Here is a 26,998-nt window from a genome sequence, read left to right on the forward strand (position 1 = left end):
TGATCGGCAAGCCCGATAAGCGTTGGCAATTGCGAGTGAATAATCAAAACTGCAACTGCGACAACCAATGACACCTTTGCAATCGCCTTTATGAGCTCCACTAAGGACTTGAGGGAAAACATCTTCGCCAAGCCTTTAATTGGGTCCATTCGGCTAAACTTAGGCGCCAGAGCTTTAGTTGAGAAAAGCCAACCACCCAAAGCAACGGACCCTGCAATAGCCGATACAAACAACAAAATTAGAAACGGCAAAATACCTTCTGCAACTTCAACCGCGGCTCTTGCGAGATACATTCCCATCTGGCTTGTATCTTGTGTCGCCTCTCTAGAAAACGAAAAACTAGCAGTCATGATCTTTGTTAAAGATGCTGCGATACCGCTACCAAAAATTAACAAGCCCCCCGCCCCGACAATCAGTAAAAAAGTTGTATTTAACTCTTTTGATCGGGGAACCTGACCTTCTTCTCGCGCTTTTTCGAGTTTCCGGCCGGTGGGTTCTTCGGTTTTATCCTGACTACTATCGTTCTCTGCCATAAGCGCTCTAAGCCCCCATCACATCGCGCAGATAAATATATGTATGCTCGCTAAAACGAATAAAAAGCGTATCAACATTTCCGACACCCACCCAAAGAATGAAAAAACCGAAAATCATACCGATTGGAAAACCGAGCGAGAATACATTCATCTGCGGTGCCGCCCTTGTCATAACTCCAAAGGAGATATTAACAATCAATACCGAAGTTACTACTGGCAGCGCAACCAGCAGAGCCGAAGCAAAGAGCCAGTTAATCCTCATCAACATATCCCACAATAAGTAAGGCTCTATCGAGTTTTCACCTATAATACTTGCTGAAATCGGCCACGCCCTAAAGCTTTCAACAATCACTTCAATCATCACTAAATGACCATTCATTGCAAGAAACGTTAAGGTTACGCCTATCAGGAATATCTGAGACAGGATTGGTGTATTAACACCGTTCGTTGGGTCAACCATCGAAGCAAAACCCAAACCCATTTGCATCGAAATCATTTGCCCCGCCACCACAAACAACTGCATCAGTAGCACAAACATGAAGCCCATTAAGGTACCGATAACAACTTGCTGAAGCACAATCAAAAAAGAACCGATTGACAGAGCGTCAATCACAGGGACAGGGTCAATCAATGGAGCAACGATTAGCGTTAAGGCAAAGGATAAGCCAATTCGGACACGCATTGGCACCAACCGTGTTCCGATTACCGGAACCACCATCAAGAAACTGGCAATACGGAATAAGGGCCACAAGAAGGACCCAACCCAAGCGCCAATTTGTGCGTCGGTAAATTCCATCTTTTACCCGATCAGTAATGGAATGCTAGTCCATAAGCGTTCTGAATAGTCGAGAATTTTTGTCATCATATACGGACCCGCGACAATAAGCACAAACAAGGTCACCAGAAGCCTTGGTAAGAAGCTTAGCGTTTGCTCGTTGATCTGTGTTGCAGCCTGAAAAACACTCACCATCAAGCCAACGATTAGGCCGGGTACGAGTATTAAAGTGACCAAAATCAAAATTACAAATACGGCATCCCTTACAAGGTCAATTGCTAACTCTGGCGTCATCTTAATCTACCTCGTTATATTCCAAAGCTGGCGGCTAAACTACCCATTATCAGAGCCCAACCGTCAATCAAGACAAAAAACATTATCTTGAAAGGTAAGGAGATAATCATAGGTGATAACATCATCATACCCATTGCCATCAGTACGCTCGCCACGACCATATCGAGAATTAGAAAAGGCAGGAACAGCAGAAAGCCAATTTGAAAGGCGGTTTTCAGTTCACTTGTTACGAAGGCAGGCATCAACACCCAAAACGGCAAGTCATCAAGCGTATTGTATTCAGCACCCGATATACGCACAAACAGCGCAATATCATCTTCTCTTGTCTGCGTCAGCATAAACTCTCGAAATGGTAAGCTTGCGGCTTTAACGGCATCAACAGGTGCTAGCTGCTCGTTCATATAAGGTTGGATAGCCGTTTCATTAACCTTTTCAAAAACAGGCGTCATAATAAAGATCGTTAAAAACAGCGATAAACCCAAAACTATCTGGTTTGAAGGGGTTTGTTGTAGCCCCAAGGCCTGGCGAAGTATTGAGAAAACGATGATTATTCGGGTGAATGAAGTCATCATCATCAGCATCGCAGGCAAGAAGGTTAGCGCAGTCATTAGCGCAAGAACCTGGATCGTCACCGTATAGGTCTGCGAACCATCAGAATTATTTACCAGGGTTAGAGCAGGAATACCCGGGCTTCCTTGCGCACCTTCAGCAAAAGCTGAAAATGACAACAATGACAGAACGACACCTAGTGCTAGGAGTGCAAAAGTACGCACTGAAAACTTTGACTTCGTTGTCATAGCTTACCCTCTTGAGAGTTAAGCTCAGAGCTGCCTTGCTCCTCAGGCGTACTTTTAGTGAGCAAGCCTTTTAAAGTTGTCGAAAAATCGGAATGTGCACCACGACCACCACCTTCTTGAGCGTTATCACTAAGATCAGAATCGCTGTCAAAAGTATGCAAACAAGAAATCTGCTGATTGGTAACACCCAAAAGAAGTGTCTGCCCTTTTACACGAACTAAACTAACTTTTTCTCTTGCACCAAGCGGAAGAGACGAAAGCACTTCCATTTCTCTATTTTTAGCAATATTAAATCCGCTAAATCGGCGAGCAAACCAAGCCAAGACAAAAATGAAGACCACCATTGCGAATAAAGTAGCGACAACAATAGGCCAACTCGTTATCGGGTCGTACTCTGGTGCACGAGCTTTACTAAGGTGGGTCGATTCAGTATTTGAGCTGACAACTTCGTTTTCAGTTTTTAACGTATCGTCTAACTCAACTAATTGTTGCTGTGGCTCAGTGCCAGGATTCGTAGAATCTGAGGATTCATTAGCATACACAATACTGGTGCTCAGTATGAACACCACACAAAGGCGAATCAGTAAGCCCACAAAACTACCCTAAACGCCTGATACGTTCAGTTGGACTTACTACATCAGTCAGTCGAATACCGAATTTATCATTAACCATAACAACTTCACCATGAGCGATTAGTGTGCCATTGACCAAAACATCTAATGGCTCACCGGCCAAGCGGTCAAGCTCAATAACGGAACCTTGATTCAATTGTAATAAGTTTCTGATCGGAATGGAGGTATTACCGACTTCCATCGATAACGTAACAGGTATATCCAGAATGACATCAAGATCGGGAGCGCCTGGGCCACCAGCACCAGCGTTAGCAGCCGCAGCTGGACGCGAATCAAAAGACTCTAGAGGCGCAGACTTAATATCATCAGCATCATCCCCTTCGATAGCTTCAGCTTCGGCCATTGCCGCCGCCCACTCATCCTCAACACTACCTTCGCCGCCTTCAGAATCACCAGACTCTTCCATTGCAGCTTCCCATTCAGATGCTAGTTTTTCGTCTTCACTTTGATCTTCGTTATCACTCATTTTCTTCTTCCAAATTTTCGTCAACTACACTGGATATGAGGTTGGGTCGTTCAATTTTTTCTTCAATTTTCGCCGCTAACTGACCATCACTTTGCCCAAGCTTTGCTTTGAACATAGGGACCTTATTCGCAGTTAGCGTAATAAACTCTGGCATTTCTATCGGTATAACATCACCTTTTTCAAGCTTGGCAACATCTCTAAGTGATATCTGTTCTTCTAGGACTGTCGCATTAAGAGGCACATTAGCCTCTAAAAGATCTTTCCGAATAGTTGTCATCCAGCGCTCGTCAACATCGTCAACATCACTCTGGACACCAGCATCGAGGATCTCGCGAATCGGCTCAATGGTAGAGTATGGAATGGCCAGATGAAGGTCTCCACCACCGCCATCTAGTTCGATATGAAAGGTACTAATTACTATCACTTCACTAGGGCTAACAATATTCGCCATTGAAGGGTTAACTTCAGAGTTCATATACTCAAAATCAATTTTGAAAACTGCGCTCCACGCTTCCTTCATATCGATAAAGACTTGTTCGAGTACCATATGAACAACCCGAATCTCGGTAGGCGTAAACTCACGCCCTTCAATTTTTGCATGACGCCCATCACCACCAAAGAAGTTATCAACAAGTTTAAAAACTAGCTTGGCATCAAAAATAAATAAACCAGCTCCGCGAAGAGGTCTGATTTTGACAATATTTAAACTGGTAGGAACGTAAAGAGTATGGATATACTCTCCAAACTTCATGATCTGGACACCGCCCGTAGAAACGTCGGCGTTTCTACGGAGCAGGTTAAACAAGCTGATTCTGGTGTAGCGGGCAAACCTTTCATTGATCATTTCGAGCGTAGGCATGCGCCCGCGCACAATTCTATCTTGGCTCGCTAAGTCGTAATTGCGTATACCTTCTTCATCGGCATCGTCCTCCGTGTCGATATCACCATCATCGACACCATGCAATAACGCATCTATCTCGTCTTGTGATAATAAATCTTGCACACTAATACCTGACTATATGAATTTTTAAGCAATCACAAAATAAGCTATTTGACGGTCGCGAAAATAACACCAAACAAATAACTTAAAACATCTTGAACAAAACTACTGCAATACAAAATTAGTGAAATAAACGTTCTCTATCTCACCAGCCTCTTCACTACTTAAGACAGTATTAATCACTTCGACTGTCTGAGCTTGAAGCGCTAACTTACCTTCCTCAGTGCGAATCTGTTGAAAGTCCTGATCTGCGTATACATTCAATAAACGTGAACGTATCAAAGGCATATGGTGGTCTAAAGCATCCAAAGCACTGGCATCACGACTAGAAACAGATAATGAAATCTGCATATACCGCTGACGCCCATCGACATTAAACGTAACCAAAAATGCTGGCTTAATTGGAATGTAGCTAGCTGGCTCCTTTACTTCTTCTTCAATAACCGGTTCAGTTGGTGCGTCTTCATCGCCACCAAGCAAAAACATCGTCACACCAACCGATAGACCAATAGCTAAAATTGCAACGATCGCAATAATAATAATTAGCTTTTTCTTTGAACCACCTTCGCCAGATTGCTCTTCTTCAGTTTTGTTTTCTTCTTCTGCCACGTCAAAATCCCGTCATATCAAATCGCAGCTGAGCACCTTTACAGATATCCAGCAAAGTGTATGCCAAAAACAACAGTTCTCCGTTTAAACGGAAGCTTAACTGTTGCCTTTAACTATTTGATATTAGTTTAGCTTAAAGAGGGCGAAAATGAAGAGGGCCTGATAAAAACTTATCAGGCAAAGTAGTCAACGAGATTTGAAGAGGAGCGTGAAATCGATTCTGTCGTAGCTGTTTCACTACTAGAATCTTCAGAATCTTCTTGCTGATCTTCCGAGCCATTAGAACCTTGCTGCTGATCATTGGATGCAAAACGCTCATCACCGCTGCGTGCATCGACATTCACTTCCTGAAGCTCAACGCCGTTTGTCTCCATCATTTCACGTAAACGCACAACGTTAGATTCAAGCATTTCCCTGACTGAAGCATTATGGGCGTTAAATGTAATGGCTGCTGCATCATTTTGAACAGAAATTTTTACATCAATTGGACCAAGCTCAGCAGGGTTTAAGTGGATCTCTGCAGACTGAATTGCCTTTCCCGTAAGCCAAACTATCTTCTGGCCAACTTCCTCCCCCCACTCAACCTCATCCAAACCCGTCATTACTGTTGTCGAGTAAGGCGCGTTATCTAATTTCTGCTGCACTTCCGAAAACGTTGTTTTAAGTAGCGAAGATGAACGCTCTACACCACTACCAATCGTTTTTTCCAGAATGCTTTCAACACTACTAGTACTATCCGCAATCGCCTTAAACTTTGATTCACCTTGCAATGCCTGACTAACAACCTCCTCTTCCAAATTGAGCTTAGCACTGCCATTTTGGGACAAATTCTGAGGAGACAACCCAAGCCCTGAATCAATATTAGAATTGGTAAGCGGAGCTGCTTGAATTTGGTTTGCCGTATTTAGGTTCACCTGAGACTTCTTAGCATCCTGGTTTTGAAAAGATACGCCAGGCAAAACACTTACTGGCGCCACACCTGAATCAAGCCCAGTCAATGCTTGTGGAAGGTTAGCACTTACCGGTGCAAGGGCTTGTTGTATCCCATTTACCGTATTTAGCAAAGATGCCAACACATCTTCGGGTATGTCATCACTTGAAAATCCAAGACCACTCTCAAGCTCTGCCAGCGAGTTAGAAAGAAAAGTACTCATTTCCGGCAATTCTATGCCTTGCTGTGCCGCATCCAGAGACATTAAATTGCCACTCAATAATGCGTTGATATCATCCAGGAAGCTTGAATCCAGCCCTAAAGCTTCAAGCTTAGCAGCAATATCATCAAGTTTCTCAGGACTTATAGAAGACTGATAGACACCTGTTAATGTAGCACCAAATGAACCCTCTATGGGTGATGCACCCGGTTCGCTGCTCGCGCCCAATGCTGGACCGCTAGTTGACGCTGCTGGTGCGTTTCCTGCTGATACAGGGTTTGATAGAGATATATTTTGCATGAACAACAACCACCCGTTTCGCTCAAGCCATATTAATTATGACTTAGAAAAAATAGCTTTAGGACAAGCGAATTGTAGGCGCTCAAGTTAGTCGTCTAACTTGATTACACTACGCTTTAGGGAGGATTATGCGAATATCGGGCCAATATCCGCTATTTAGAGAATGGTACTTAATTTAATGAATATCGAATAGCTGTTTAAAATTAGAGATCTCGAATATCTTTTTTACCTCATCAGAACAGTGAACTATGCTGATTTTTACATTTTCTTTTGCGTGATCCTTAAGTAACAACAACATTCCCAAAGCAGAGCTGTCTAGATAACTGACGTCGCGCATATCGATGCGATATTCACTAACACCGTTGTCTTTTCCTTCGTAAGCGTCACAAAAACTCTGATGCGAAGCAAAGTCAAAGCGACCTTTAATCGCAATAGTTAGAGAGTTATCATCCGTTGAAAGTACTGATGTGATTGACATTTATGCCTCACCTTTGTCTAAATAGATATTTCCTAACGCTACCTTTCACAAGCCTTAAGTAGCGCTTCTCGAATTTTATTTATCGGGAGCACTTTTTGCACAGCGTTAAGTTTAACAGCTGCGCCGGGCATTCCCCATACAACACTCGTTGCTTCATCTTGAGCAAAAGTTGCACCGCCCACTGAAAGTATTCTTTCCATACCTTCGGCGCCATCACTTCCCATCCCCGTTAGGATAGCTGAAACTGCATATTTCCCATAATGCTGTGCGACTGAGTCGAATAATACATTGACCGAAGGCTTATGACCACTGACCTTCTCTCCATCATATAGAGAGGTAACCAAGCGCCCGTTTTTCTCGTAAACTTTTAAATGGAAGTCGCCTGGCGCTAAATAAGCATGGCCCGGCTCCAAAGGCATACCACTCTTTGCTTCCTTAACTGTGATTTCACAGTGTCCATCAAGCCGCTGCGCCAATGAGGCACTAAAGGTAGCAGGTATATGCTGCGCCATAACAATAGGCGGGCAGTTTGCTGGCATCCCTTGCAGGACTTCACGTAGAGCTTCCGTTCCACCCGTAGAACTTCCGATACAAATAATTTTTCGCCCGTCAAATTTACGTTTTTCTGTCGCCTCACTAGAAGCTTGCTTCGACGAAAGCACTCTATCATGAGCCGCCATATTCGCAATGGCAGCATTTCTAACTTTACTCTGAATTGTTAGCGCATAATCCGAAAGGTTATCCCAGGAACCACCTTGTGGTTTTGCGATATAGTCAACTGCGCCAATTGAAAGCGCATCAAGCGTAGCCGGAGCTCCTTTACTAGTTAAAGTAGAGATCATAACGACCGGCATGGGACGCAATCTCATCAAATTTCGCAGAAATGTAATGCCATCCATTTTTGGCATTTCAATATCCAAAGTCAGTACATCTGGACTGAACTGCTTAATTTTCTCACGAGCATCAAGCGGATGCTCAGCGACAGCCACAACCTCAAGGTCTGGTGCCGAGCCAATAATTTCAGATAAAACCTGCCTAATTAGCTCGGAGTCATCAACAATTAAAACTTTTATCTTACTCAAACCTACTTCTCCACGAAAAGTACGACATATTACTGCGCGAATCAGTCAAACAACTCAACACCACCGCTTGGTGCGGACTTTTGCTTCAAGTCATTGCTATAGCTAATCTCTCTTTGCAAGACTGTATCGTTTGTTGTTTCTCTAAGCTTTCTTACTTTAAGTGCACCGGTATCGGGAAAATACAAGACCTTTCTCGGGTATATATCACCAACATCTTCCGCTGCTAGCTCAAAATTTTCTTCGTAAATGTACTTTCTTACGTACGCTATATTTCGCTTACCAATGTCAGTCATGTTGCTAAGAACATTGCCGCCACCAAAAACTTTGATTTCGAGATTTCGACGCGTACCACCAAGCTTTAGGATTTCGTTAATAAGAAATTCCATCGCCCAGTTTCCGTACCTGGAGGCACTGCTTATTTCTGAAGCTCCCCACTTTTCCGTCGAATGAGCCCCTTGCTCTGGTAACATAAAGTGATTCATTCCACCTATACCAAGTTGCACATCTCGAACACAGGCAGAAATACAGGAACCCAGTACGGTAACAATCATTTCTCCAGTTTTGCTCACATAGAACTCACCCGGCATTATTTTAGCAGCGGGAACATTCATTCGCTTATCCCAATACCTGTTCACATGCTCAAAGCCTGCTAGGGGTGGTGGTAAAGTGTGATTTTGTGACATTTACTAACTATCCTACATTAACTGTAATATTGCTGCCCTGAACGACAATCAACATTCAATACTAAGAAATTTTCTGGTAGATGGTCTTACCTATTGGCTTAAACCTTGTACATACTCTACTCAAGCTCTCTGAGTGACCAATTATCAAATAGCCCCCATCTTTAAGCATATCGGCATACCTGTTGAACAAAACTGCTTGAGTCTCTTCATTAAAGTAAATAACGACATTCCGACAGAATATTAGGTCGAACGGGCCTTTCATTGGCCAGCGTTCCAATAAGTTTAGGCGCTTAAATCTAATTAACTCCTGCAAATCAGGTTTAACCTTAACGATATCCGGGTGGTTCTTATCAAACATGAACCACTTCCGCTTGATCTCTTGAGGAAGCGATTCAATTCGCTCAACCCCGTAAACACCTTGCTGACCTTTTCCCAAAACTTTGGAATCTAAGTCAGTAGCTAGAATTTTGCAGTCCCAGCCACTTAAATCAAAGTTATCCCGAATGGTCATTGCAATGCTATAAGGTTCCTCACCAGAAGAGCAGCCTGCAGACCAAACTCTAATTCGCCTTGAAGCAGCGTTGCTATTCTTTAGCTCCTTACAGAGCTTATCTCCAAGAAACTCGAAATGATGGTTCTCTCTAAAGAAGGATGTGAGATTCGTCGTAATCGCATTAATAAAACGACTAACTTCTTCGCTGTTTTCATTACGAATCAAAGACAGATATTCACTTACTGAGCCCAAACGAACATCTCTGAGCCTACGCGCCAGGCGGCCATAAACCATATCTTTCTTATGGGGCCCCAGCACTATGCCAGTATACTTATAGGCCAACTCGCTGATTTCCTGGAAATCAGCATCGGACATCGCAAACTCTCGTGATCGATCAGAATCCACTTAAGAACCTTAACTCGCTAGTAATTGTCGTCCGGCAACCTGATCTGGATCAGCGATCAATTGCTCGCTAAGCTCCAAAATAATCACCATTTTTTCTTCGGTACTTCCCAAACCTTTAACATATTGCGCCTGACTCGTTTGGGAAAGCTCGGGAGAAGGCTGAATTTGAGAATGAGAAAAGTTATACACATCCGACACTGCATCAACCACGATTCCGATAACCTTGGCGTTAGACTCGGTTTCTACCGAAACGATTATCACAACCGTTTCATCGGTATAAGATAAATCTTTAATGCCAAAGCTATATCGCAAATCAACGATAGGAGAAACAGTCCCCCTCAAGTTCATGACACCTAGCACCTGACTTGGAGAATTGGGAATTGAGGTGATCTCTTCCCAACCTCTTATCTCCTGCACTGAAAGAATATTGATACCGAACTCTTCACCCCCCATAAAAAAGGTGAGGTATTGGTCGGTTGGCTCATCCTGCTTTGCATCATCGACTTCACCATTAATCTGTTCTAGCTTTGAATCTTGTTGCTCTGACATAGATTAAACCTTTTGTTTTATGCCGCTTCGCTATCGTCTGGCTCGGTAATCTTCTTATAGGCATCACGCCCAACACCAGCAAGCTTTATAAGCCCGCTAATATCCAGGATCAGTGATACAGTACCATCCCCAAGTATCGTTGCGCCGGATACACCAGGGACTGAACGATAGTTTTCCTGCAAACTCTTGATGACCACTTGCTGCTGAGCTAATAAGTCGTCAACTAACACCGCTACCTTAATATTGTCACCCTCGACAATAACGAGGAGACCATCATCAACCCGTTCATGATCTGCCTGAACGTTAAAAATATCCCAAAGGCGAATAATCGGAACATATTCGTTTCGAAGGCGAAGGACGTCACAGCCACCAGAAACGCGATGTATCATCTGATCCTGAGACTCAATCGATTCGACAATAGATACCAAAGGAAAAATATATACCTGCTGACCAACACGAATTAGCTGACCATCCAAAATTGCCAGAGTCAGTGGCAAGCGTATCGAGAACATACTCCCCTTGCCTGGAGTCGACTCAACCTCGACCGAACCATTTAAGTCCTGTATATTTCTGCGCACAACATCCATACCAACGCCACGCCCCGAAATATCGGTAACTTCTGCAGCAGTTGAAAATCCAGGCTGGAAAATTAAGTCGTGAATTTGCTCTGGTTCAAGATGATCGTTAGGCGAAACAAGACCGTTTTCGATTGCTTTCGATAAAATTCGATCTTCATTGAGGCCGGCACCGTCATCAATAATCTGAATAACAATGTTACCGCCCTGGTGAAATGCGTTAAGGGTAATCTTACCGGTTTCATCTTTGCCAGCGGCAAGACGCGCTTCTGGCGACTCTAAACCGTGGTCAAGTGAGTTTCGAACAAGGTGAACAAGAGGGTCGCCTATTCTTTCCATCACTGTTTTATCCAGTTCAGTTTGCTCACCAAGCAGAACAAGCTCAACTTTCTTTTCAAGACTCTTACTAATATCGTGAACGAGGCGAGGGAAACGTGAAAATGCAAAACTAATAGGAAGCATCCTAATACGCATGACACTCTCTTGAAGCTCTCTGGTATGAAGACTTAGCTGCTCTAAACCTTCCATCAACTTCGGCATCATATCGACCGTAAAGTCTTTGCCCAGTTCATTTAGCATTGACTGGGTAATTACAAGCTCGCCGACCATATTGATCAGGCTATCGATTTTGTCTGTGCCTACACGGATTGAAACGCTTTCAGGCTTACTTTCCTTTTTAACAGGCGCTGGCGCTTTACTCGCTTTCTCAACACTGGCACTAGATTCAACACTCGACTTAGACGCGGGCACATCTTCTGTCTTAACTGCTGAAACACCAACCGCAGCTTCAGCAACAACCGCTGGCTCTGCTGCTTCAGCATTTACCTCAGACTCTTCAGAAGCTTGCGAATCAATTTTCTCAATTCGAATATCCGAGTCATCAACGACCCACTCAAAGACTTCGTCTATTTGAGCTCTTTCGGCATCACCCTTAAGTACAATATTCCAAGCTAGATAGCATGCTTCGGGGTCTAGCGAGCCAAGTTCTGGCAGCTCATCAACAACACTGGAAACCTCGACTTCACCCAACTCAGACAGTTCACGAAACATACGTACTGGGTCATTACCAGTGCGCAAGACATCTGCGTCGGGTTTAAAATAGATAGTCCAACCATCAGAACCTTCGTCGGTTTCCTCGCTAGGACTTTCACAGTTTTCTGCTGTTTCACTGCCACCTTCCAGCAGAGCGTTGAACTGTACTCGCAACTCATCTGCCAACTTGGTTTCGCAGCTTTGACCGGCCTCAAGCTCATTGATCATAGTTCGGATACAGTCGACAGACTTCAGAAACAGATCGACATGATCCACTTCCATAACAAACTGGTCTGAACGAATAAGATCAAGCAGCGTTTCTACAACATGTGTAAATTCAGCAATCTCATTAAAACCAAAGGTACCACTACCACCCTTAATCGAGTGTGCAGCCCTGAATATTTCGTTTATCGCTTCAGAATCGAGATTCGAGATATCGATATTAAGAAGCGCAGACTCCATAACATCAAGCCCTTCATAACTCTCTTCGAAAAACACCTGATGAAACTGACTTAAATCAACACTCATTGTATTGGCCTGTCTACGCGTAGTTACATTAACGATTTTTTGTTCTTGGTAGCGCTGTACATTACAGAGGTAAAGCTTAGCCCATTACTTTCTTGATAGTCGCTAATAGCTGCTCTGGGTTAAACGGTTTTACCAACCAACCCGTAGCGCCAGCATTTTTACCCTGCATTTTCTTATCGCCAGCTGATTCGGTGGTCAACATTAAGATTGGAGTAAACTTATAATCCGGTAAGGTTCTGAGGTTCTTAACTAACTCAATACCATCCATTACAGGCATATTCACATCGGATAAAACCAGATCAACAGCAGTAGTTTTTGCTTTATCTAGTGCTTGCTGTCCATCTGCAGCTTCTATCACATCAAAGCCAGCACCTTTAAGAGTGAATGAAACCATTTGTCTCATTGAGGCAGAATCATCTACCGCCAATATTGTTGCCATCTACGTTCTCCCGTATGCGACGATTAAGCAATTTCCCTAAGAAATCAAAATTCAAAAACATTTAGTTAAGATTTAGCATTTGTTCCAAGCCCGCTAACTTAGCAGCCGCTTGCAACTCTTCGGACACGCTTCCCCAAGAAACTTCAGCCTCAGCAGTACGCATTGAAGTAAAAAAGGAAGCAAATAATTGCAAGGCTGCAGTATCCACTCTCGATACTTCTCCCGCACTGATAACGGTTGGAGATGCTAATTTAAGAATCTCTTCCATCTCATGATGTAGCGACTCAACCTTAGCGATATTCACAACACCTTCTAACTCAATTGCTGCTTCACTCATAATCAGCCTAAATCTCACCAAATAGTTATTTCTTCAACTAACTTTAGTAGCTATTTTCAGGAATACCACAAATCATAAACTGATTTTTTATCCCTAGATCGGCAATGAGAGGCTATAGAAAGGATTGATCATCAATGAAGCTTATTATTAAGCCAAGCCTTTGATGCAGCGATCTATTTTCGGCGAAACATCCTGGCTTGAAGAGCGTCTTCCAACTGCTTTTGCTCACGCTTGTCGGCAAGTGCGTTTTCCTCATCCTTGTAGCGCTGAATAAGGTCTGCCAAGCCTTTGGTTTTTTGGTGCAAAGCTGACCACTTTTCTTTGGTAATATTGAACGCTTTTTGTCCCTGATCAACAACAAGCTGTTGTTGCTGGATTGCGACATCAATTTGATTAACAAAGTGCAAGCTTGACTGCAATTGAGTAACGCTCTGGACGCTACCAAGGCCTCGCTTCATATCAGCAAGGTATTGATTATGATATTGTTTGAGATTATCCATTTGCGCAGTCTGATCGTCCAAATAGCGCTTTGCAGCTGTCATCTGCTCCAAAGCCGCTTGCTCGTTTCGCTCTGCCTGATCAAGAACTACCTTCAAACGCTGCGACTTCTTCATAGACAACCTTATAGACTGTAGCGCAAGCTAGATTATTGCGCTTGAGCTGCAGCAGCAATCGTTTGTGACATTTCCGCTATCGCTCTGGGCGCTTCAGACTCCTCAGTTAATCCCTGCCGCAGGAACTGCTTCATCTTTTCAATTCTTTCGATAGCAAAATCAGTTTGTGGGTCAGAACCTTTAACATAAGCTCCGACGCTAATTAAGTCTCTGGCTTGCTGATACCTTGCATAGATTTGTTTGAAGCGCTGTGCATTCTGTAAATGCTCAGCACTGATGATATGAGGCATAACTCGACTGATCGAAGCCTCGACATCGATCGCTGGATAATGGCCCTCTTCGGCCAAGCTACGAGAGAGCACGATATGACCATCCAAAATAGCCCTGGCGGCGTCTGCAATAGGATCTTGCTGATCGTCACCCTCAGTGAGAACCGTGTAAAAAGCAGTAATGGAACCGCCTCCTTTCTTACCATTCCCCGCACGTTCGACGAGTTGAGGCAGTTTGGCAAACACCGAGGGTGGATAGCCCTTTGTCGCGGGAGGCTCCCCCACAGACAATGCAATTTCACGCTGCGCTTGCGCATATCGAGTCAGTGAGTCCATTAACAAAAGCACGTTTTTACCCTGATCACGAAAATATTCCGCTATCCGAGTCGTTAGCATCGCAGCTCGCAGACGCATCAAAGGCGAGTCATCAGCAGGCGAAGCAATTACCACTGCACGCTTTAGCCCTTCTTCACCCAGGATATCCTCAATAAACTCTTTTACCTCACGTCCACGCTCTCCGATTAAGCCTACGACAACAATATCGGCCGTAGTAAATCGGGTCATCATACCCAAGAGCATACTTTTACCAACACCGCTACCTGCAAACAAGCCTATTCGCTGACCAACGCCGACAGCCAAGAGACTGTTTATGGCTTTAATCCCGACATCCAAGGACTCACGAATTGGCGCTCTGGCAAGCGGGTTAATCACCGCACCATTAAAAGGTATACGGGTTTCAGCTTCTAATGGACCGTGGTCATCCAATACGTTTCCGGCACCGTCAAGCACACGCCCAAGCAAGCCCCACCCTACAGCGACTTCACCAATGGAGTCAGCTGGCGTAACCAGGGCACCCGGCTTCAAACCATCCGCAGCAACAAGTGGCATCAAAAATGTACGATCATCCTCAAAGCCGACCACTTCAGCCTCGATCAAGTCACCCGAAACAGAATGAATAAGGCAACGATCACCAACAACACTTTGGCAACCAACAGCCTCTAAGGTAAGACCGACCATGCGCGTCAAGCGCCCGCTAAATTGTGGTGCCACCTGCGTCGGAACAGAATCAGCCAGTACACCAAGATTCGCAGCTATATTACTAGCAGTGTTGATTTCAAGCAGATCACTCATCTTCAGGGCCAGGTGTTAGTTGTTCATCTAATTCCCCAGAAGTACTGGTGTCCTCGGTATCCTCGGTGCCCGGCAACTCGGAATCTTGTATTTCATGATCAAGCTTGCGCAGTTCATCATCGCCTGTTTCAGGTTCCTCTTTCAAGGTGTCAGCCGAATAGTCACTCAGACTATCAATCGTCACTGGCACTTCTTGAGTACCTGAAGCTGTATTATTGACAGCGGTATCCAGCATACTCTGAACAGCTTTTTGAAATCGTTTTTCAACGGTATAGTCAATCACCTGAGCTGAAGTCTTCAGTAAGAAGCCACCAGCTATAACACTTGGATCTTTCACTAGCTCAATACCAGAACCTAAAGCCTCTAGTGCTTTTGAAACAGTTTCATAATCCTGCTCATTGACCTTTAACATTGCCCCTGAGTCCAGCGCTGGCAAACCTTCCATGACTCGAGACAAAGCCAGTGTAAGGCTTGCACTATCAATATTGAGCTCTCGGTGAATCACTGCTCTGGAAAGCGCAACCGCAACATTTAACATCGCCTCTTCAACGACTTGCTGTTGCTGCTGAATGGGGTTAACCAACTGGTTCATTAGGGCATCTAGCTGTGACAATTTTTCGGCAATTTCACCCTGGCCTTGGGCAACCCCTTGTTCGTAACCTTCACTTTTACCGGCCTCCAAACCTTCTGCATGACCCGCAGCACGACCGTCCTCTGAACCTTTAGCGAAACCATCTCGATGGCCTTCTTCAAAGCCGGAGTCATATGCCTGCTTAGTTATTGATTCAATTTGCTGTGCAGTCGGTGGTTTGACTTTCTCCTTTCTGGCGTTTTCTGCCTGACTAGCCGCACGACCGGGATCGCCAATATTCGGCAGCTCCCAGCGTTCGTAGGCGCTCAGTTCACCTAAAGGGACACGCTTGTTTTTGTCACTCATGCTATATCATCGCTTCGCCAGATCCGCCCAGCGCAATTTCACCGGATTCAGACAAGCGTCGAGCAATGGTGAGTATCTCTTTCTGCGCACCTTCTACCTCACTCACCTTAACAGGACCTTTCGCCTCAAGGTCATCACGGAGTAATTCGGCAGCACGCTTAGACATATTCTTAAAGATTTTTTCTTGTAATTCAGTATCAGCACCCTTGAGTGCAACAATAAGAATATCTGAGGAGACTTCCCTGAGGAGCGTTTGTATCCCTCTATCATCAACATCCTTGAGATTATCGAAGACAAACATCAGCTCTTCTATCTCAGTACCGAGTTCAGCATCAACTTCTTTGATACTATCCATCAAGTCGGCTTCAATAGTTGTATCAATAAAGTTCATAATATCTGCCGCACACTTGACACCACCGATCTTACTGGTCTTAGTCGCAGCGTTACCCGAGAACTGTTTTTCGAGAATATCATTCAGCTCTTGCAAAGCCTGTGGCTGAATGCTTTCGAGAGAAGCGACACGCATAATAACGTCAAGACGTACCTTTTCGTCTAATACGCCTAGCACTTCAGCAGCCTGATCTGATTCAAGATATGACAATACAATGGCCTGAATCTGTGGATGCTCATAACGTATAAGCTCCGCTACAGCACGACCATCCATCCATTTAAGCGTATCTAAACCAGTTGTATTACCACCAACAAGAATTCGGTCAATTAAGCTATCCGCCTTGTCCTGACCTAAAGCCTCTGTCAGCATATTCTTGATATACTCATCAGAACCGATTCCCATACCCGTTTGGGATCCGACAGCCTCCAGAAACTCGATCATTACCCCTTCGACCTGTTCCTGACTAATATCTTTCAATGCCGCCATAGAGGTACCCACCCGCTGTACTTCTTTTGGCCCCATATGCTTCAAAACCTGGGCAGCGTCCGCTTCACCCAGGCTCATTAGTAAAATCGCAGCAGCATCTACCCGCGAAACTTTTGGCAGCTTTTTATCGCCGTCACCATCAGTCATCTACATTTACCCATTGACGAATTACCTGAGCAACCCTAGCAGGGTCCTCAGCAATCAAACCTTTCAAGGCATTAAGTTGTCGATCAAAACCTTCCGAAGCCCCCGGTAACAGAAACTCATCAGAGGCACTCAAAGTAACTCGTTCTCCTGCCTCACCTTCACTCATGGCATCCATCTGTGCCAAACCGTCCTCATCTCCCGCTAAAGCAAGCTCTTTCGCTTGAGCGCCAGCTTCAGAAAGATTCTTAAACACTGGTCGAATGACGGTAAAGATAATAATCAAGGCGAACAACATTGCTATGCCTTTGGGCACCAGCTCTTTGAACCACGCCTGTTCCCATATTTCCGGCTCTTGTACGGCTTCCACAAACTTAGGTGCAAAAGGCGTATTAATCACATTTACGCTATCACCTCGTGCGGCTGAGTACCCTACCGCATTCCTTACCAATAGCGTCAAACGCTCAAGCTCTTCAGCCGTCCATGTAGTATAGCTTACCTCACCTGTTTCCGGGTTGATATTCTGTATATCATCAATTGCTACAGCAACCGTTAAGCGCTTTAGCCTACCTTGCTGGTGACGTGTGTAGCTGATTGTGCGGTCCACCTCAAAATTGCGAGTGGTTTGCTTACGCACATTTGTCGGTAAACCTCCTTCACCAGCGCCAGCACCGTTGGCTACTTCAGGGGCAGCACCCGCTGCGGGAGGCTGATTAGCAAGCGCGCCTGGTACACCGCCATCTGTCATCATCTGGCGCTGCTCATCCAAGGTTTGTTCACTTCGGACTGCTTGCATGTCAGGGTTGTAAAACTCTTCCGTTTCTTCAACCTGGGTAAAATCCACATCAGCCGAGACTTCTGACCTGAAACGATCCGCCCCGAGGATAGGACTCAATATACCTGTAATTCGCTCATTTAGAACTTTTTCCATTTTACGCGAATACTCAAACTCCCTTGAAACCAGCTTGTCTTCTTCGGACTCGTTGTTCCGAGACAATAGATTACCCTTTTGATCAACAACAGTAACTTTGCTCATATCCATTTCCGGCACACTTCCGGCGACGAGATTAACAATCGAGTCAACCTGCTCACGTGTCACTGGCCGCATAGAAGAGGTCTCGATCAAAACTGATGCACTAGGTTCTCTTGAGTCACGAACAAACACCGACCTCTTCGGAATAGCCAAATGAACTCTGGCGCTACGGATATTTCTGAAACTGGATATTGATCGCGCCAGCTCACCTTCCAGGCCTCGCTTAAATCGTGTCGACTCCATAAACTGGCTAGTACCCAAGGCCTGATCCTGGTCAAGGATCTCATAGCCGACACTGTTATCGCTTGTAATGCCATTCGCTGCCAGCTTCATTCTTGCTTCATGAACCCTGCCCGCTTCAACAAGCAATATGCCGGTACGGTGATCCATCTTGAAGTCAACACCATTCAAGTTAAGAATGCTTGAAACTTCTTCCAGGTCCTGAGCTTCTACCGAGCTCATCAACGGCTGATAGTCCGGCTCCTGAAGCCATAAAACAAGCGCCAAACCGAGGGCAACACTCGCGGCCAAACCTACCATCAAACCTACTTGCCGAAAGATTCCAAGCCGGTTTATACCGGTCATCAAGTCACTTTCAGTGCCGACAACGTCAGGCTCACCCGAGATACCACCCACCTGAGCGGGCAATGCTGAGTCTGTACCTGTATCTGTGGGTGCGAGTGCCATAAGTTAACCTTTTACTAAAATCCAAATAAGCAGTGCTTGTTCAAATACCAATCATTACAAACGAGAAGCAAACACTTAAACCGGCATTTTCATAATATCCTGATACGCCTGTACAACCTTATTCCTTACTTGCGTCAACGCCTGAAAAGATACCGATGCTTTCTGAGATTGCACCATTACCTGCGAAAGCGTAACGCTTGGGTCACCCTGCTCAAAAGCCTTAGCCATTTGACCCGCTTTTAATTGTGTATCATTGACCGAGCCAACCGCACTAGACAGCATGTCACTGAATTTAGGTGTTTGGCTCGCTTCCTGGGTGGCATTAATTTTTGTAGGAGATATTTCTTCAGTCTGAACCTGAGTTTTCTGAACCTGCGCACGCAGATTTTTCATCTCAGCCAGCACCTGATTGATATCTGCTCTAGCCCCTACGGAGTTAATCCCAGACATACATCCCCCTTGTCAAAATTTCGTTACTAAAAATACGCTTAAGTTAGTAACTGCATAAAGCGGGCCAATTCACAGACAAGCTGAAATTATAGATAGATTGGAAGGTTTAACATGATAGCATTGCTAATTCTTAGCAATAACAAAAAAAGGGAGCATACGCTCCCATACAGATCATCAGCAGATTGACGAAATCCTGTTGTAACAGGCAACTAGCAGAGCCACCCGTACACTCAATTCGATACCTAGGCAGCCATTTCAGCTGCAATATCGATACCCTGCTCTCTCATTTGAGCAAGCTTATACCTCAAGGTTCTTGGGCTAATACCTAGCTTCTCGGCAGCATTCTTCTTTCTGCCATTTTCTTGACGCAAGGTATCGATAATTATTTGATATTCTCGAAGCTTTAGATCTTTACCTAAACCTGTTCGAGAGTTTGGCTCAACCTCGACCTGCACCGACCTAACTTGCTCAGTCGGAACCTCTTGCTTGGATTCAAGTATCCAGTTAGCCGACTCGGATAAATCCAAGCATAGGTCGCTAACCTTAACCACACCATTGCAGGCCATAATCAGCGAACGCTGAATCGCATTATCAAGCTCTCGGACATTTCCCGGCCAATGGTATTGAGACAAGTAAGTCTCTACACCCTCACCAAACTCCATTTTTTCACGCTTCATTTTGCTAGAATGCTCAGCAAGCAAGCGTTTAGCCAGCGGCCAAATATCCATAGGACGCTCTCGCAAAGGCTTCCAGGCCATGGGAAACACGCTCAGACGATAATACAAATCTTCTCTAAACTTTCCTTCGTTTACGTACTCTTTTAAATCACGGTTTGTCGTCGCCAATACCCGTACATCCAAAGGAATCGCTTTTCTTCCGCCAACTCGCTCCACTTCACGTTCTTGCAGAACCCTAAGTAGTTTTGCCTGCAAGCCTAGATCCATTTCAGATATTTCATCTAGCAATAAGGTTCCGCCATTGGCAAGCTCAAACTTACCGGGCGAACTTGCATACGCGCCGGTAAAAGCCCCTTTCTCATGGCCAAACAGTGTTGCTTCTAGCATATTCTCTGGGATTGCTGCGCAATTCAAAGCAACAAAAGGTTTGTTCTTTCGCGATGATGACTCGTGAATATATCTCGCCAATACTTCTTTACCCGTACCACTTTCACCTGAAATCATTACTGTCGAATCAGATTCAGCAACTTTGCGAGCGACTTCAAAAAATTGCTTAGAGAATGGATCTTCAGCAACAGGCCCTTTCTCATCACTAGACTTTTCTTCAGATGTATCACCAAGCCCCAAAATTTTAATAATTGATTGAATTAAGGTTTTTGGTTCGAAAGGTTTTACTAAATAGTCTGCGGCACCACTTTGCATAGCTTCAACAGCCAGCTTAATTTGACCATAGGCAGTGATAAGCATCATCGGCAAACCAGGATATTTTAACTTAACCTGCTGCAAGAGCTCGTGGCCATCCATTCCCGGCATATTTACATCACTTATCACTACATCAAAATGCGCGTTTTCAAGCTCCTTCAATGCATTCTCAGCACAGTCCGCTTCTACGAAGCCCATCCCTGCAAGCTGTAATGTTGTACACAGTGCTTCTCTTAATTCCTTATCATCTTCCACAATTAATACTTTGGTCGCTGACATGACTTATTTACCTCTTAACACTGAGCAAAATTATTATTAGTAGGAGTAACATTAATTGACGGCAGGTCAATCATTGCAGTCACCCCTTTCTTGGATGAACGCATTCTGAAATTACCTTTATGCGCCTTAACAACAGACTGAACTACCGCCAGCCCAAGGCCAGTCCCTTTTTGCTTGGTTGTATAAAACGGTTCAAAAATCTTACTCCTGTGCTGGCCAGGAATACCAGGACCGCTATCTCTAATCACAAGACACACAGCCCCATCCTCCTTAACCCCAACACTAATCTTTATTGTTAATGGCGTTTCCTTGCTAACTGCAGAACATTCCCAAGCTTCAATACTGTTATTTACCAAATTAAGACAAGCCCCTACCAAGGCATCTTTATTGCATAAGACTTCAGCATTAGACGCTTCTATATCCCACTCGCTCTCAACACTTGCGGCATCCATCACTGGAACGGCTGCAAGCTTAAGCGCGAGTATGAAATCATTTAGCGGCATACGTTCAACTAAGCGCTCATCTCCTTTCGCGAAGATAAGCATATCCCTAATCTGATGTTCCAAATGCGTTAAACGAGACATTACTTTTTCCGACAAGTCCACGCGCATCGATTCATCTAATTCAGGCTGACAAAGGTGGCCCGCATACAACATTGCTGTAGATAAGGGCGTACGAATCTGATGAGCAAGGCTAGCAACCATCTTACCCAAAGAGCTCAAACGTTCGGCCCTGCTTACTTGCTCCTGCAACAATCTTGTTTCAGTCAGATCACTAAGGAGTACCAGCTGACCCGGCCCGGATGACATAGAACGAGTTTCAATTTTCACTCTTCGGCCATCTTTTAAAGAAACCTCGTGTCCATCATCGTGCTTTGGCGAAAAACTTCTCGCAATAACATCGACCCAGGCCAAACCTTTCAGCGGTTCGCCAAGTAGATCCATTGCCGCAGGATTACATTCTGTGACTAAACCTTTTTCATCTAGAACAACAACACCTGCCGGAAGCACCTCCAACAAGGTAGACAAGCGATTAGCTAGGTCTTCTTTTTCCTTGCGCTGTGCTTGCTTTTGACTTTCTTCAAGTGAAAGATCACTCTTGAGTTGACTAACCTTGTTCTCAAGGTTTCGGTATGATGAGGTTAATTGCGAAGACAAGTGGTCAAACAAGGACAAAGCTTCTTCGACTTTCTGCTCACCGTTATCTTGAGTAGAGTCAATTTGTCCCTGAAATTTGAATGCAGCATTACCCTCTATTGAAGTGCTGCCAGAACTATCATGCGCAACGCGCGAAACACGTGCATTGATTGCCTCCGAGCTAATAAAAGCAGGTTCATCTATCCAGGTTGCTAGTTTTTGTTGTCCCATGGCTTACCTACATCATTCAGTCAAAACAGTGTGGAATACTATTCGCTTATTTGTCAGCCAAACGCTCTGCGCAGCTCAAATAAGCTTTAACAACCTGATCTAAGCACTATGTAGGCCAAAGTATTTTTTTTCTTTATTATCAGCAACTTAATTGTAGCAATATGATAACAACCCGAAAGATAAGACAATTTTATGACGCCATAAAACGAAAAAAGCACGCAAAACTGCGTGCTGACATATTTTTGACTGAGCAAGAATAGTTAAGAAATATAATACCTAGGCATTCAAGCCGTATTTGCGCACCTTTTCAACCAAAGTTGTACGACGTATACGAAGTTTTTCGGCAGCGCGAGCAACCACACCAGAAGCCTCATCCAAAGCTTGTTGAATAAGCGACTTTTCCAAATTTGCCAGGTAATCCTTTAGATCGATACCATTTACAGGCAACAAGGCTGGTGAATCCATACTCGCCATTCCAGGGGCATTTTGTAGCTGCAGATCATCGGTCTGAACAACGTCATCAGTTTCTTCTATATGGCGATATTTTTGCGGTAACTCCTGAACACCAACAACATCATAAGGGTGCATAATACCCAGGCGCTCGACAAGGTTAGCCAACTCACGAATATTTCCAGGCCACTCATGACGACATAGACTCAGTATTGCAGCAGAATTAAATCTGATTGAGCCACGCTTCTCAGTCTCCATCCTTGAAATCAGCTCATTGAGCAGAAGAGGGATATCTTCAACACGATCTTTTAGTGCAGGCATCTCAATAGGAAATACATTCAAACGGTAATAAAGGTCCTCACGGAAATCACCACTGGTAATCATATCCTCAAGGTTTTTATGCGTTGCCGCAATGATACGAACATCAGTGTCTAATGTTTTATTTCCCCCAACCCTTTCGAATGTCCTCTCCTGCAAGACCCTTAGAATCTTAACCTGCATGTTCAGCGGCATGTCGCCAATTTCATCTAGAAAAAGCGTACCACCTTCAGCCAGTTCGAATCGACCTGCACGCGCAGTAATGGCGCCGGTAAAAGCACCCTTTTCATGACCGAACAATTCACTTTCCAACAACTCCGCCGGAATAGCACCACAGTTGACAGGCACAAAAGGCTTGTTTCTACGGTGCGAATTATAATGCAAGTTCCTGGCAACTACTTCTTTACCAGTACCCGATTGCCCTGTAATCAAGACGCTCACATCTTTATCCGCAACCTGTGCCATTAAAGCTCTAACATCTTGAACGCCGCGACTAGTACCTACAAGACTTCTAAAAAGCTCTACCTGACGCTGCTTACCACGCCCTGTTTGCGCCGAGTATTGTTCACGATAAACCTGGGCACGATATAAACTATCTAGCGTCTTATTATAGTTAAGAGGATAATCAAGTTGCGCAATGACCTTTCGTCTAAGAATATCATCAAGCCCGTCTAGAGCAGCATCACCTAGCCCTAGCACAGGAACACCCTCATCCCACTCATGTAAATCTTTAACGATCTGCTCAACCGGCTCCGAGTCTGCTCCCAAAAAAACGACACTTAAGTGCTCTGGCTCAATTGCATGCTCTTCAATAGTAGAGCGCCAACCTGACAAGGATGCGCTAAGAACACTTTCACCAAGAAAGGATAAAATAACAGAGATATCACGAAGCACTTCTTGGTTATTATGCATAACCAAAACTTTCATATCCTGGGCCATAGATGGACCTTATAGTTGTTTATTTTTTGGGTTTAACTTGAAGTAATGAATAGAGCAAAACAGTAAACTTTTGCACCCATGAGTACGCTCGAGCGGTTAATTGCAAAAAGCGATTATTCTTCAATATTCGATATCTAGCAATTAAAGTACGGATAGATTAATTAGTCAATTAAGTGGCGCAAAAAAGACGAAATAAGCGCCACATAAATAAATGTTCAAAATTTTGTCACTTATCTTATAAGTTATTGCCAGCGCAATAAAACTCAATCAAGCTTTATATTGAGACGAATCCAGATAGGTATTCGCAGCCTTACTTTCGCGGGTAATCTGCTTAAGTTCCATAGAGATCTCATCTCTATGCTTCAAGCTATCTTTTAGCACCAGAGAGTAAACTTTTTCATAGCGCCTCAAGATCGATAAAAGCTGTGCCCTATCTTCTTTAGTTCGCATACTAGCAATAACTGCCTGAAGCTCGACACGCACCTGAGCATCGAGCTCAGTTAAAAGCGCCCAATCCTGCTTGTCATTAGCATCTTTTAGTTGTTTAGCAATATTTAGAAACCGTTCGTTCACGCCATGCCACCTAATGATATTCAAGCACTCAATAATGAAGCAATACACACAAACAATGCAAGTTAAGATCCGCCCCCATGGAAACGAAAAAAGGCGATAATTACAACATTATCGCCTTAGCCTTAGTTACTGATCAACGTTAACTGATCTCAGATCGTTAAGGAAATTATTTCCGATTCCTCACTCTGAACACCGTCGATATCGATAGTCAAAATCACAAAATAATAAGTGCCTGCTACCATATCATCGATCTGCGCACTGGTATCCGAGCCACTACCTACAACAACACTTTGAGCTAAGTTTGATGCATCTGTACCATATCGAATAAGGTAACTGTCAATTTCGTTTAAATCTAGAGCAGTACCATCCGCTCTTTCTTCTGGAATTGACCACTCCAAGGCTATCGACTGTAAAACCTCAAGCTCATTAATTTCTACATTAGCAACTGACGACACCTGCTGCCCCACAGAATTGGATACAATGACATCATAAGCTCCGGCATCTGCAACAGAGGCAGCCTCAATACTTAATGAGCTCGCGTTAGCACCTGATATCTGAACACCATCTTTACGCCAGGTATAACTCAAGTCACCACCGCCTGTCGCAACGATCGACAGCACTGCCGTCTCACCCTCATCAATAGCGGTAGATTGCGGTTGCGAAGCAATGACGACAGGCGCAATGGAAATCACTTCATTCACCTGAATCGTCGCATTAACAGATGTTTGCGAGCCTACCGAATTCGTCACGCTGACACTATACACACCACTATCTGAGACTGAAGCTGAAGCGAAAGAGAGTGAGCTTGAGGTCGCGCCGCTAATCGCTACCCCACCCTTAAACCACTGATACACCAACTCACCACCGCCACTCGCAGCGACAGATAGTACCGCTCCCTCTCCTTCATCTACACTAACAGAAGTAGGTTGCGTAGAAATTTGAACAGGGTCTATCACAACTACTGGTGGCAATTCGTTAACTACTACTAAAGCAGTCAAAGACTCCAGGGTACCTGACTCATCGCTCACCAGAACATCATAACTGCCTGAGTCGGAAGTATCTGCAGCTGAAATCAATAGTGAACTTAGTACCGCCCCTTGAAGCTCAACACCATCTCTACGCCACTGATAGCTTAGCTCGCCACCGGTAGCTCCCACACTTAATAAGACCTCTTCCAACTCATCAACAATTACACCTTGAGGCTGGCTAATAATTTCGAGGTCAGGAGTCTCGTTAAGCTCTGCTACGTCGTTATAGGAATCATTCGTTTCCTGTCTAACCGCCGCAAATGTCTCGGCATGTTCACTATCTGGAAGCGCTTGCTCTAGATCTAATGCAATTTCGCTTGCCTCTAGAAAAACCTCATCCAGAGTAATCTGTTCATCGCCCTCAGTACTTTGAGCCCCTAGAACGCCATCACTGGCAATCACTTCCTCTACATGTTCGATTACTTCTTCAATCGTATCCCAACGACCCAGCTCAACCATTGACAAGAAAGAGGCTGACAAAACACCCATTTCCAGTTCTGCTTTTGTAATTGAACTATACGACTCAATAGCAGTTAAATCTGCTGGCGCCAAACGCATCGCACCAGCATCTAGATCTAGCAAGTCTTCAATGTGAGCGATAGATTCCTGAATACTATCAGCTGTCAAACCAATAGATTTAGCCTCCGCATGAGCTGCCGCCATATGCGTTAATGGGCTAAGATGAACATTATACTCCCGCCCTGCCACAATACCTGAAGCAACCGAGCGCAAACTAAAGCCAGACCCTGGGTTAAAGCTTTCACCAAAAGAAACGCCTTGCCCATCATTATCAATACAACCTTCCGTTGTATCGCACTTCATTCTGGTTCGACTATCAGCTGTCACTTCGACAACAACTGAGCCTTGTGAAATTTCCTGCTCAAGATTAAAGGTGTAGCGACCATTAGAGTCTGTTCTGACTGGACTCACCATTGGATTAACAGAACGAATAGTCTTGCCACCCTGCTCTTCTACTGAGTATAAGTTTACCAAGCCTTCTGAAACGACCCCTTTTATAGCGGTACCGCTAATCGTTGTAGTCACGGTATTGGTATTACCATCATCCGGAGTGGAATTTGACTCTTCACTGCCGCCACCAGAACCACAAGCCGTTAAAAGAATGGCCACACTTGAAGCTAATAGGTTCTTTGTAAGAGCGGCAATTCGCTTTTCACCAGTGTTGAGGAAAAATGTATGCATGAGAAGATTCCACTATTAAATTTCGATCTTGAGTAAGGAAATCTTAGCGCCAGAACACTTAAATTGACGGATAAACATCATTATTTAGCAACAAAAAGCGTCAACTTTTCGACAAATGATAAAAAATGTGAAATCGATGACAGGTGATACAGCACAAAGTTCACA

Annotated in this window: 28 protein-coding genes; all 28 read right to left on the minus strand. The window is 44.4% G+C overall.

What is annotated here, in order from left to right; genetic code table 11:
- Nucleotides 1-533 (minus strand): EscU/YscU/HrcU family type III secretion system export apparatus switch protein (locus A3729_RS19105; protein WP_197475931.1); only part of this gene is annotated, 533 nt, incomplete at its 3' end.
- A 7-nt stretch (nt 534-540) separates the two neighbouring features.
- Nucleotides 541-1,329, minus strand: coding sequence for a flagellar biosynthetic protein FliR (gene fliR / locus A3729_RS19110; RefSeq protein WP_068511913.1), 789 nt, complete (start codon nt 1,327-1,329; stop codon nt 541-543).
- Nucleotides 1,330-1,332: 3 nt separating this feature from the next.
- On the minus strand, nt 1,333-1,602 hold the full coding sequence (fliQ, locus tag A3729_RS19115) for a flagellar biosynthesis protein FliQ (RefSeq protein ID WP_068511910.1): 270 nt from the start codon (nt 1,600-1,602) through the stop codon (nt 1,333-1,335).
- 14 nt (nt 1,603-1,616) lie between these two features.
- A complete protein-coding gene (fliP, locus tag A3729_RS19120; protein WP_068554009.1) occupies nt 1,617-2,399 on the minus strand; it encodes a flagellar type III secretion system pore protein FliP in 783 nt (260 codons plus the stop codon).
- Complete coding sequence (gene fliO, locus A3729_RS19125; RefSeq protein ID WP_068511678.1) at nt 2,396-2,992, minus strand: flagellar biosynthetic protein FliO; 597 nt, start codon at nt 2,990-2,992, stop codon at nt 2,396-2,398. Before fliO ends, fliP begins: the two co-directional genes overlap by 4 nt.
- A 4-nt stretch (nt 2,993-2,996) precedes the next feature.
- Nucleotides 2,997-3,497: a flagellar motor switch protein FliN gene (gene fliN / locus A3729_RS19130; protein ID WP_068511675.1), complete on the minus strand. Its 501-nt coding sequence runs from the start codon at nt 3,495-3,497 to the stop codon at nt 2,997-2,999.
- Entirely contained in the window at nt 3,490-4,506 is a 1,017-nt protein-coding gene (gene fliM, locus A3729_RS19135) for a flagellar motor switch protein FliM (RefSeq protein ID WP_197470043.1), read from the minus strand. The genes fliN and fliM overlap by 8 nt, the downstream gene beginning before the upstream one ends.
- 96 nt (nt 4,507-4,602) lie before the next feature.
- Nucleotides 4,603-5,106, minus strand: coding sequence for a flagellar basal body-associated protein FliL (gene fliL / locus A3729_RS19140; protein WP_068513649.1), 504 nt, complete (start codon nt 5,104-5,106; stop codon nt 4,603-4,605).
- Between the two features lie 173 nt (nt 5,107-5,279).
- The gene (locus A3729_RS19145; protein ID WP_068516555.1) at nt 5,280-6,557 is read right to left on the minus strand and encodes a flagellar hook-length control protein FliK; all 1,278 of its coding nucleotides are present in this window, start codon (nt 6,555-6,557) and stop codon (nt 5,280-5,282) included.
- A gap of 175 nt (nt 6,558-6,732) precedes the next feature.
- Nucleotides 6,733-7,035, minus strand: a complete 303-nt coding sequence (locus tag A3729_RS19150; RefSeq protein ID WP_068516558.1) for an STAS domain-containing protein — start codon at nt 7,033-7,035, stop codon at nt 6,733-6,735.
- 38 nt (nt 7,036-7,073) lie between these two features.
- Nucleotides 7,074-8,117 (minus strand): chemotaxis response regulator protein-glutamate methylesterase, encoded by a 1,044-nt coding sequence (locus A3729_RS19155; protein WP_068516560.1) that lies wholly within the window; start codon nt 8,115-8,117, stop codon nt 7,074-7,076.
- A gap of 41 nt (nt 8,118-8,158) precedes the next feature.
- Nucleotides 8,159-8,800: a chemoreceptor glutamine deamidase CheD gene (cheD, locus tag A3729_RS19160; RefSeq protein ID WP_068516172.1), complete on the minus strand. Its 642-nt coding sequence runs from the start codon at nt 8,798-8,800 to the stop codon at nt 8,159-8,161.
- 61 nt (nt 8,801-8,861) lie between these two features.
- Nucleotides 8,862-9,698 (minus strand): protein-glutamate O-methyltransferase CheR, encoded by an 837-nt coding sequence (locus A3729_RS19165; RefSeq protein WP_231872224.1) that lies wholly within the window; start codon nt 9,696-9,698, stop codon nt 8,862-8,864.
- Between the two features lie 9 nt (nt 9,699-9,707).
- The gene (locus tag A3729_RS19170; protein ID WP_068516563.1) at nt 9,708-10,247 is read right to left on the minus strand and encodes a chemotaxis protein CheW; all 540 of its coding nucleotides are present in this window, start codon (nt 10,245-10,247) and stop codon (nt 9,708-9,710) included.
- Nucleotides 10,248-10,264: 17 nt separating this feature from the next.
- Entirely contained in the window at nt 10,265-12,382 is a 2,118-nt protein-coding gene (locus A3729_RS19175) for a chemotaxis protein CheA (RefSeq protein WP_068516564.1), read from the minus strand.
- 76 nt (nt 12,383-12,458) lie between these two features.
- Nucleotides 12,459-12,821, minus strand: a complete 363-nt coding sequence (locus A3729_RS19180) for a response regulator (RefSeq protein WP_068508193.1) — start codon at nt 12,819-12,821, stop codon at nt 12,459-12,461.
- A gap of 61 nt (nt 12,822-12,882) precedes the next feature.
- Nucleotides 12,883-13,158 carry a lipid asymmetry maintenance protein MlaB gene (locus A3729_RS19185; RefSeq protein WP_068507368.1) on the minus strand — a complete coding sequence of 92 codons (276 nt, stop codon included), beginning with the start codon at nt 13,156-13,158 and terminating at the stop codon, nt 12,883-12,885.
- A 173-nt stretch (nt 13,159-13,331) separates the two neighbouring features.
- Nucleotides 13,332-13,772, minus strand: a complete 441-nt coding sequence (fliJ, locus tag A3729_RS19190; protein WP_068508195.1) for a flagellar export protein FliJ — start codon at nt 13,770-13,772, stop codon at nt 13,332-13,334.
- Between the two features lie 32 nt (nt 13,773-13,804).
- A complete protein-coding gene (gene fliI, locus A3729_RS19195) occupies nt 13,805-15,172 on the minus strand; it encodes a flagellar protein export ATPase FliI (RefSeq protein ID WP_068508197.1) in 1,368 nt (455 codons plus the stop codon).
- Nucleotides 15,165-16,109 carry a FliH/SctL family protein gene (locus A3729_RS19200; RefSeq protein WP_068508199.1) on the minus strand — a complete coding sequence of 315 codons (945 nt, stop codon included), beginning with the start codon at nt 16,107-16,109 and terminating at the stop codon, nt 15,165-15,167. Before A3729_RS19200 ends, fliI begins: the two co-directional genes overlap by 8 nt.
- 1 nt (nt 16,110) lies before the next feature.
- A complete protein-coding gene (gene fliG, locus A3729_RS19205) occupies nt 16,111-17,133 on the minus strand; it encodes a flagellar motor switch protein FliG (protein WP_068508201.1) in 1,023 nt (340 codons plus the stop codon).
- Nucleotides 17,126-18,850 (minus strand): flagellar basal-body MS-ring/collar protein FliF, encoded by a 1,725-nt coding sequence (gene fliF / locus A3729_RS19210; protein WP_068508202.1) that lies wholly within the window; start codon nt 18,848-18,850, stop codon nt 17,126-17,128. Before fliF ends, fliG begins: the two co-directional genes overlap by 8 nt.
- A 75-nt stretch (nt 18,851-18,925) precedes the next feature.
- Nucleotides 18,926-19,300, minus strand: a complete 375-nt coding sequence (gene fliE / locus A3729_RS19215) for a flagellar hook-basal body complex protein FliE (RefSeq protein WP_068508204.1) — start codon at nt 19,298-19,300, stop codon at nt 18,926-18,928.
- 242 nt (nt 19,301-19,542) lie between these two features.
- Nucleotides 19,543-20,958, minus strand: a complete 1,416-nt coding sequence (locus A3729_RS19220) for a sigma-54 dependent transcriptional regulator (protein WP_068508206.1) — start codon at nt 20,956-20,958, stop codon at nt 19,543-19,545.
- Between the two features lie 14 nt (nt 20,959-20,972).
- Nucleotides 20,973-22,325, minus strand: coding sequence for a PAS domain-containing sensor histidine kinase (locus tag A3729_RS19225; RefSeq protein WP_082865320.1), 1,353 nt, complete (start codon nt 22,323-22,325; stop codon nt 20,973-20,975).
- Between the two features lie 276 nt (nt 22,326-22,601).
- Entirely contained in the window at nt 22,602-24,005 is a 1,404-nt protein-coding gene (locus tag A3729_RS19230) for a sigma-54 dependent transcriptional regulator (protein ID WP_369808198.1), read from the minus strand.
- A gap of 294 nt (nt 24,006-24,299) precedes the next feature.
- Nucleotides 24,300-24,605: a hypothetical protein gene (locus A3729_RS19235; protein WP_068508210.1), complete on the minus strand. Its 306-nt coding sequence runs from the start codon at nt 24,603-24,605 to the stop codon at nt 24,300-24,302.
- A 149-nt stretch (nt 24,606-24,754) separates the two neighbouring features.
- Nucleotides 24,755-26,833 carry a fibronectin type III domain-containing protein gene (locus tag A3729_RS19240; RefSeq protein WP_068508212.1) on the minus strand — a complete coding sequence of 693 codons (2,079 nt, stop codon included), beginning with the start codon at nt 26,831-26,833 and terminating at the stop codon, nt 24,755-24,757.
- Nucleotides 26,834-26,998 lie beyond the last annotated feature (165 nt).

The sequence above is a fragment of the Oleiphilus sp. HI0043 genome (genome assembly GCF_001634935.1).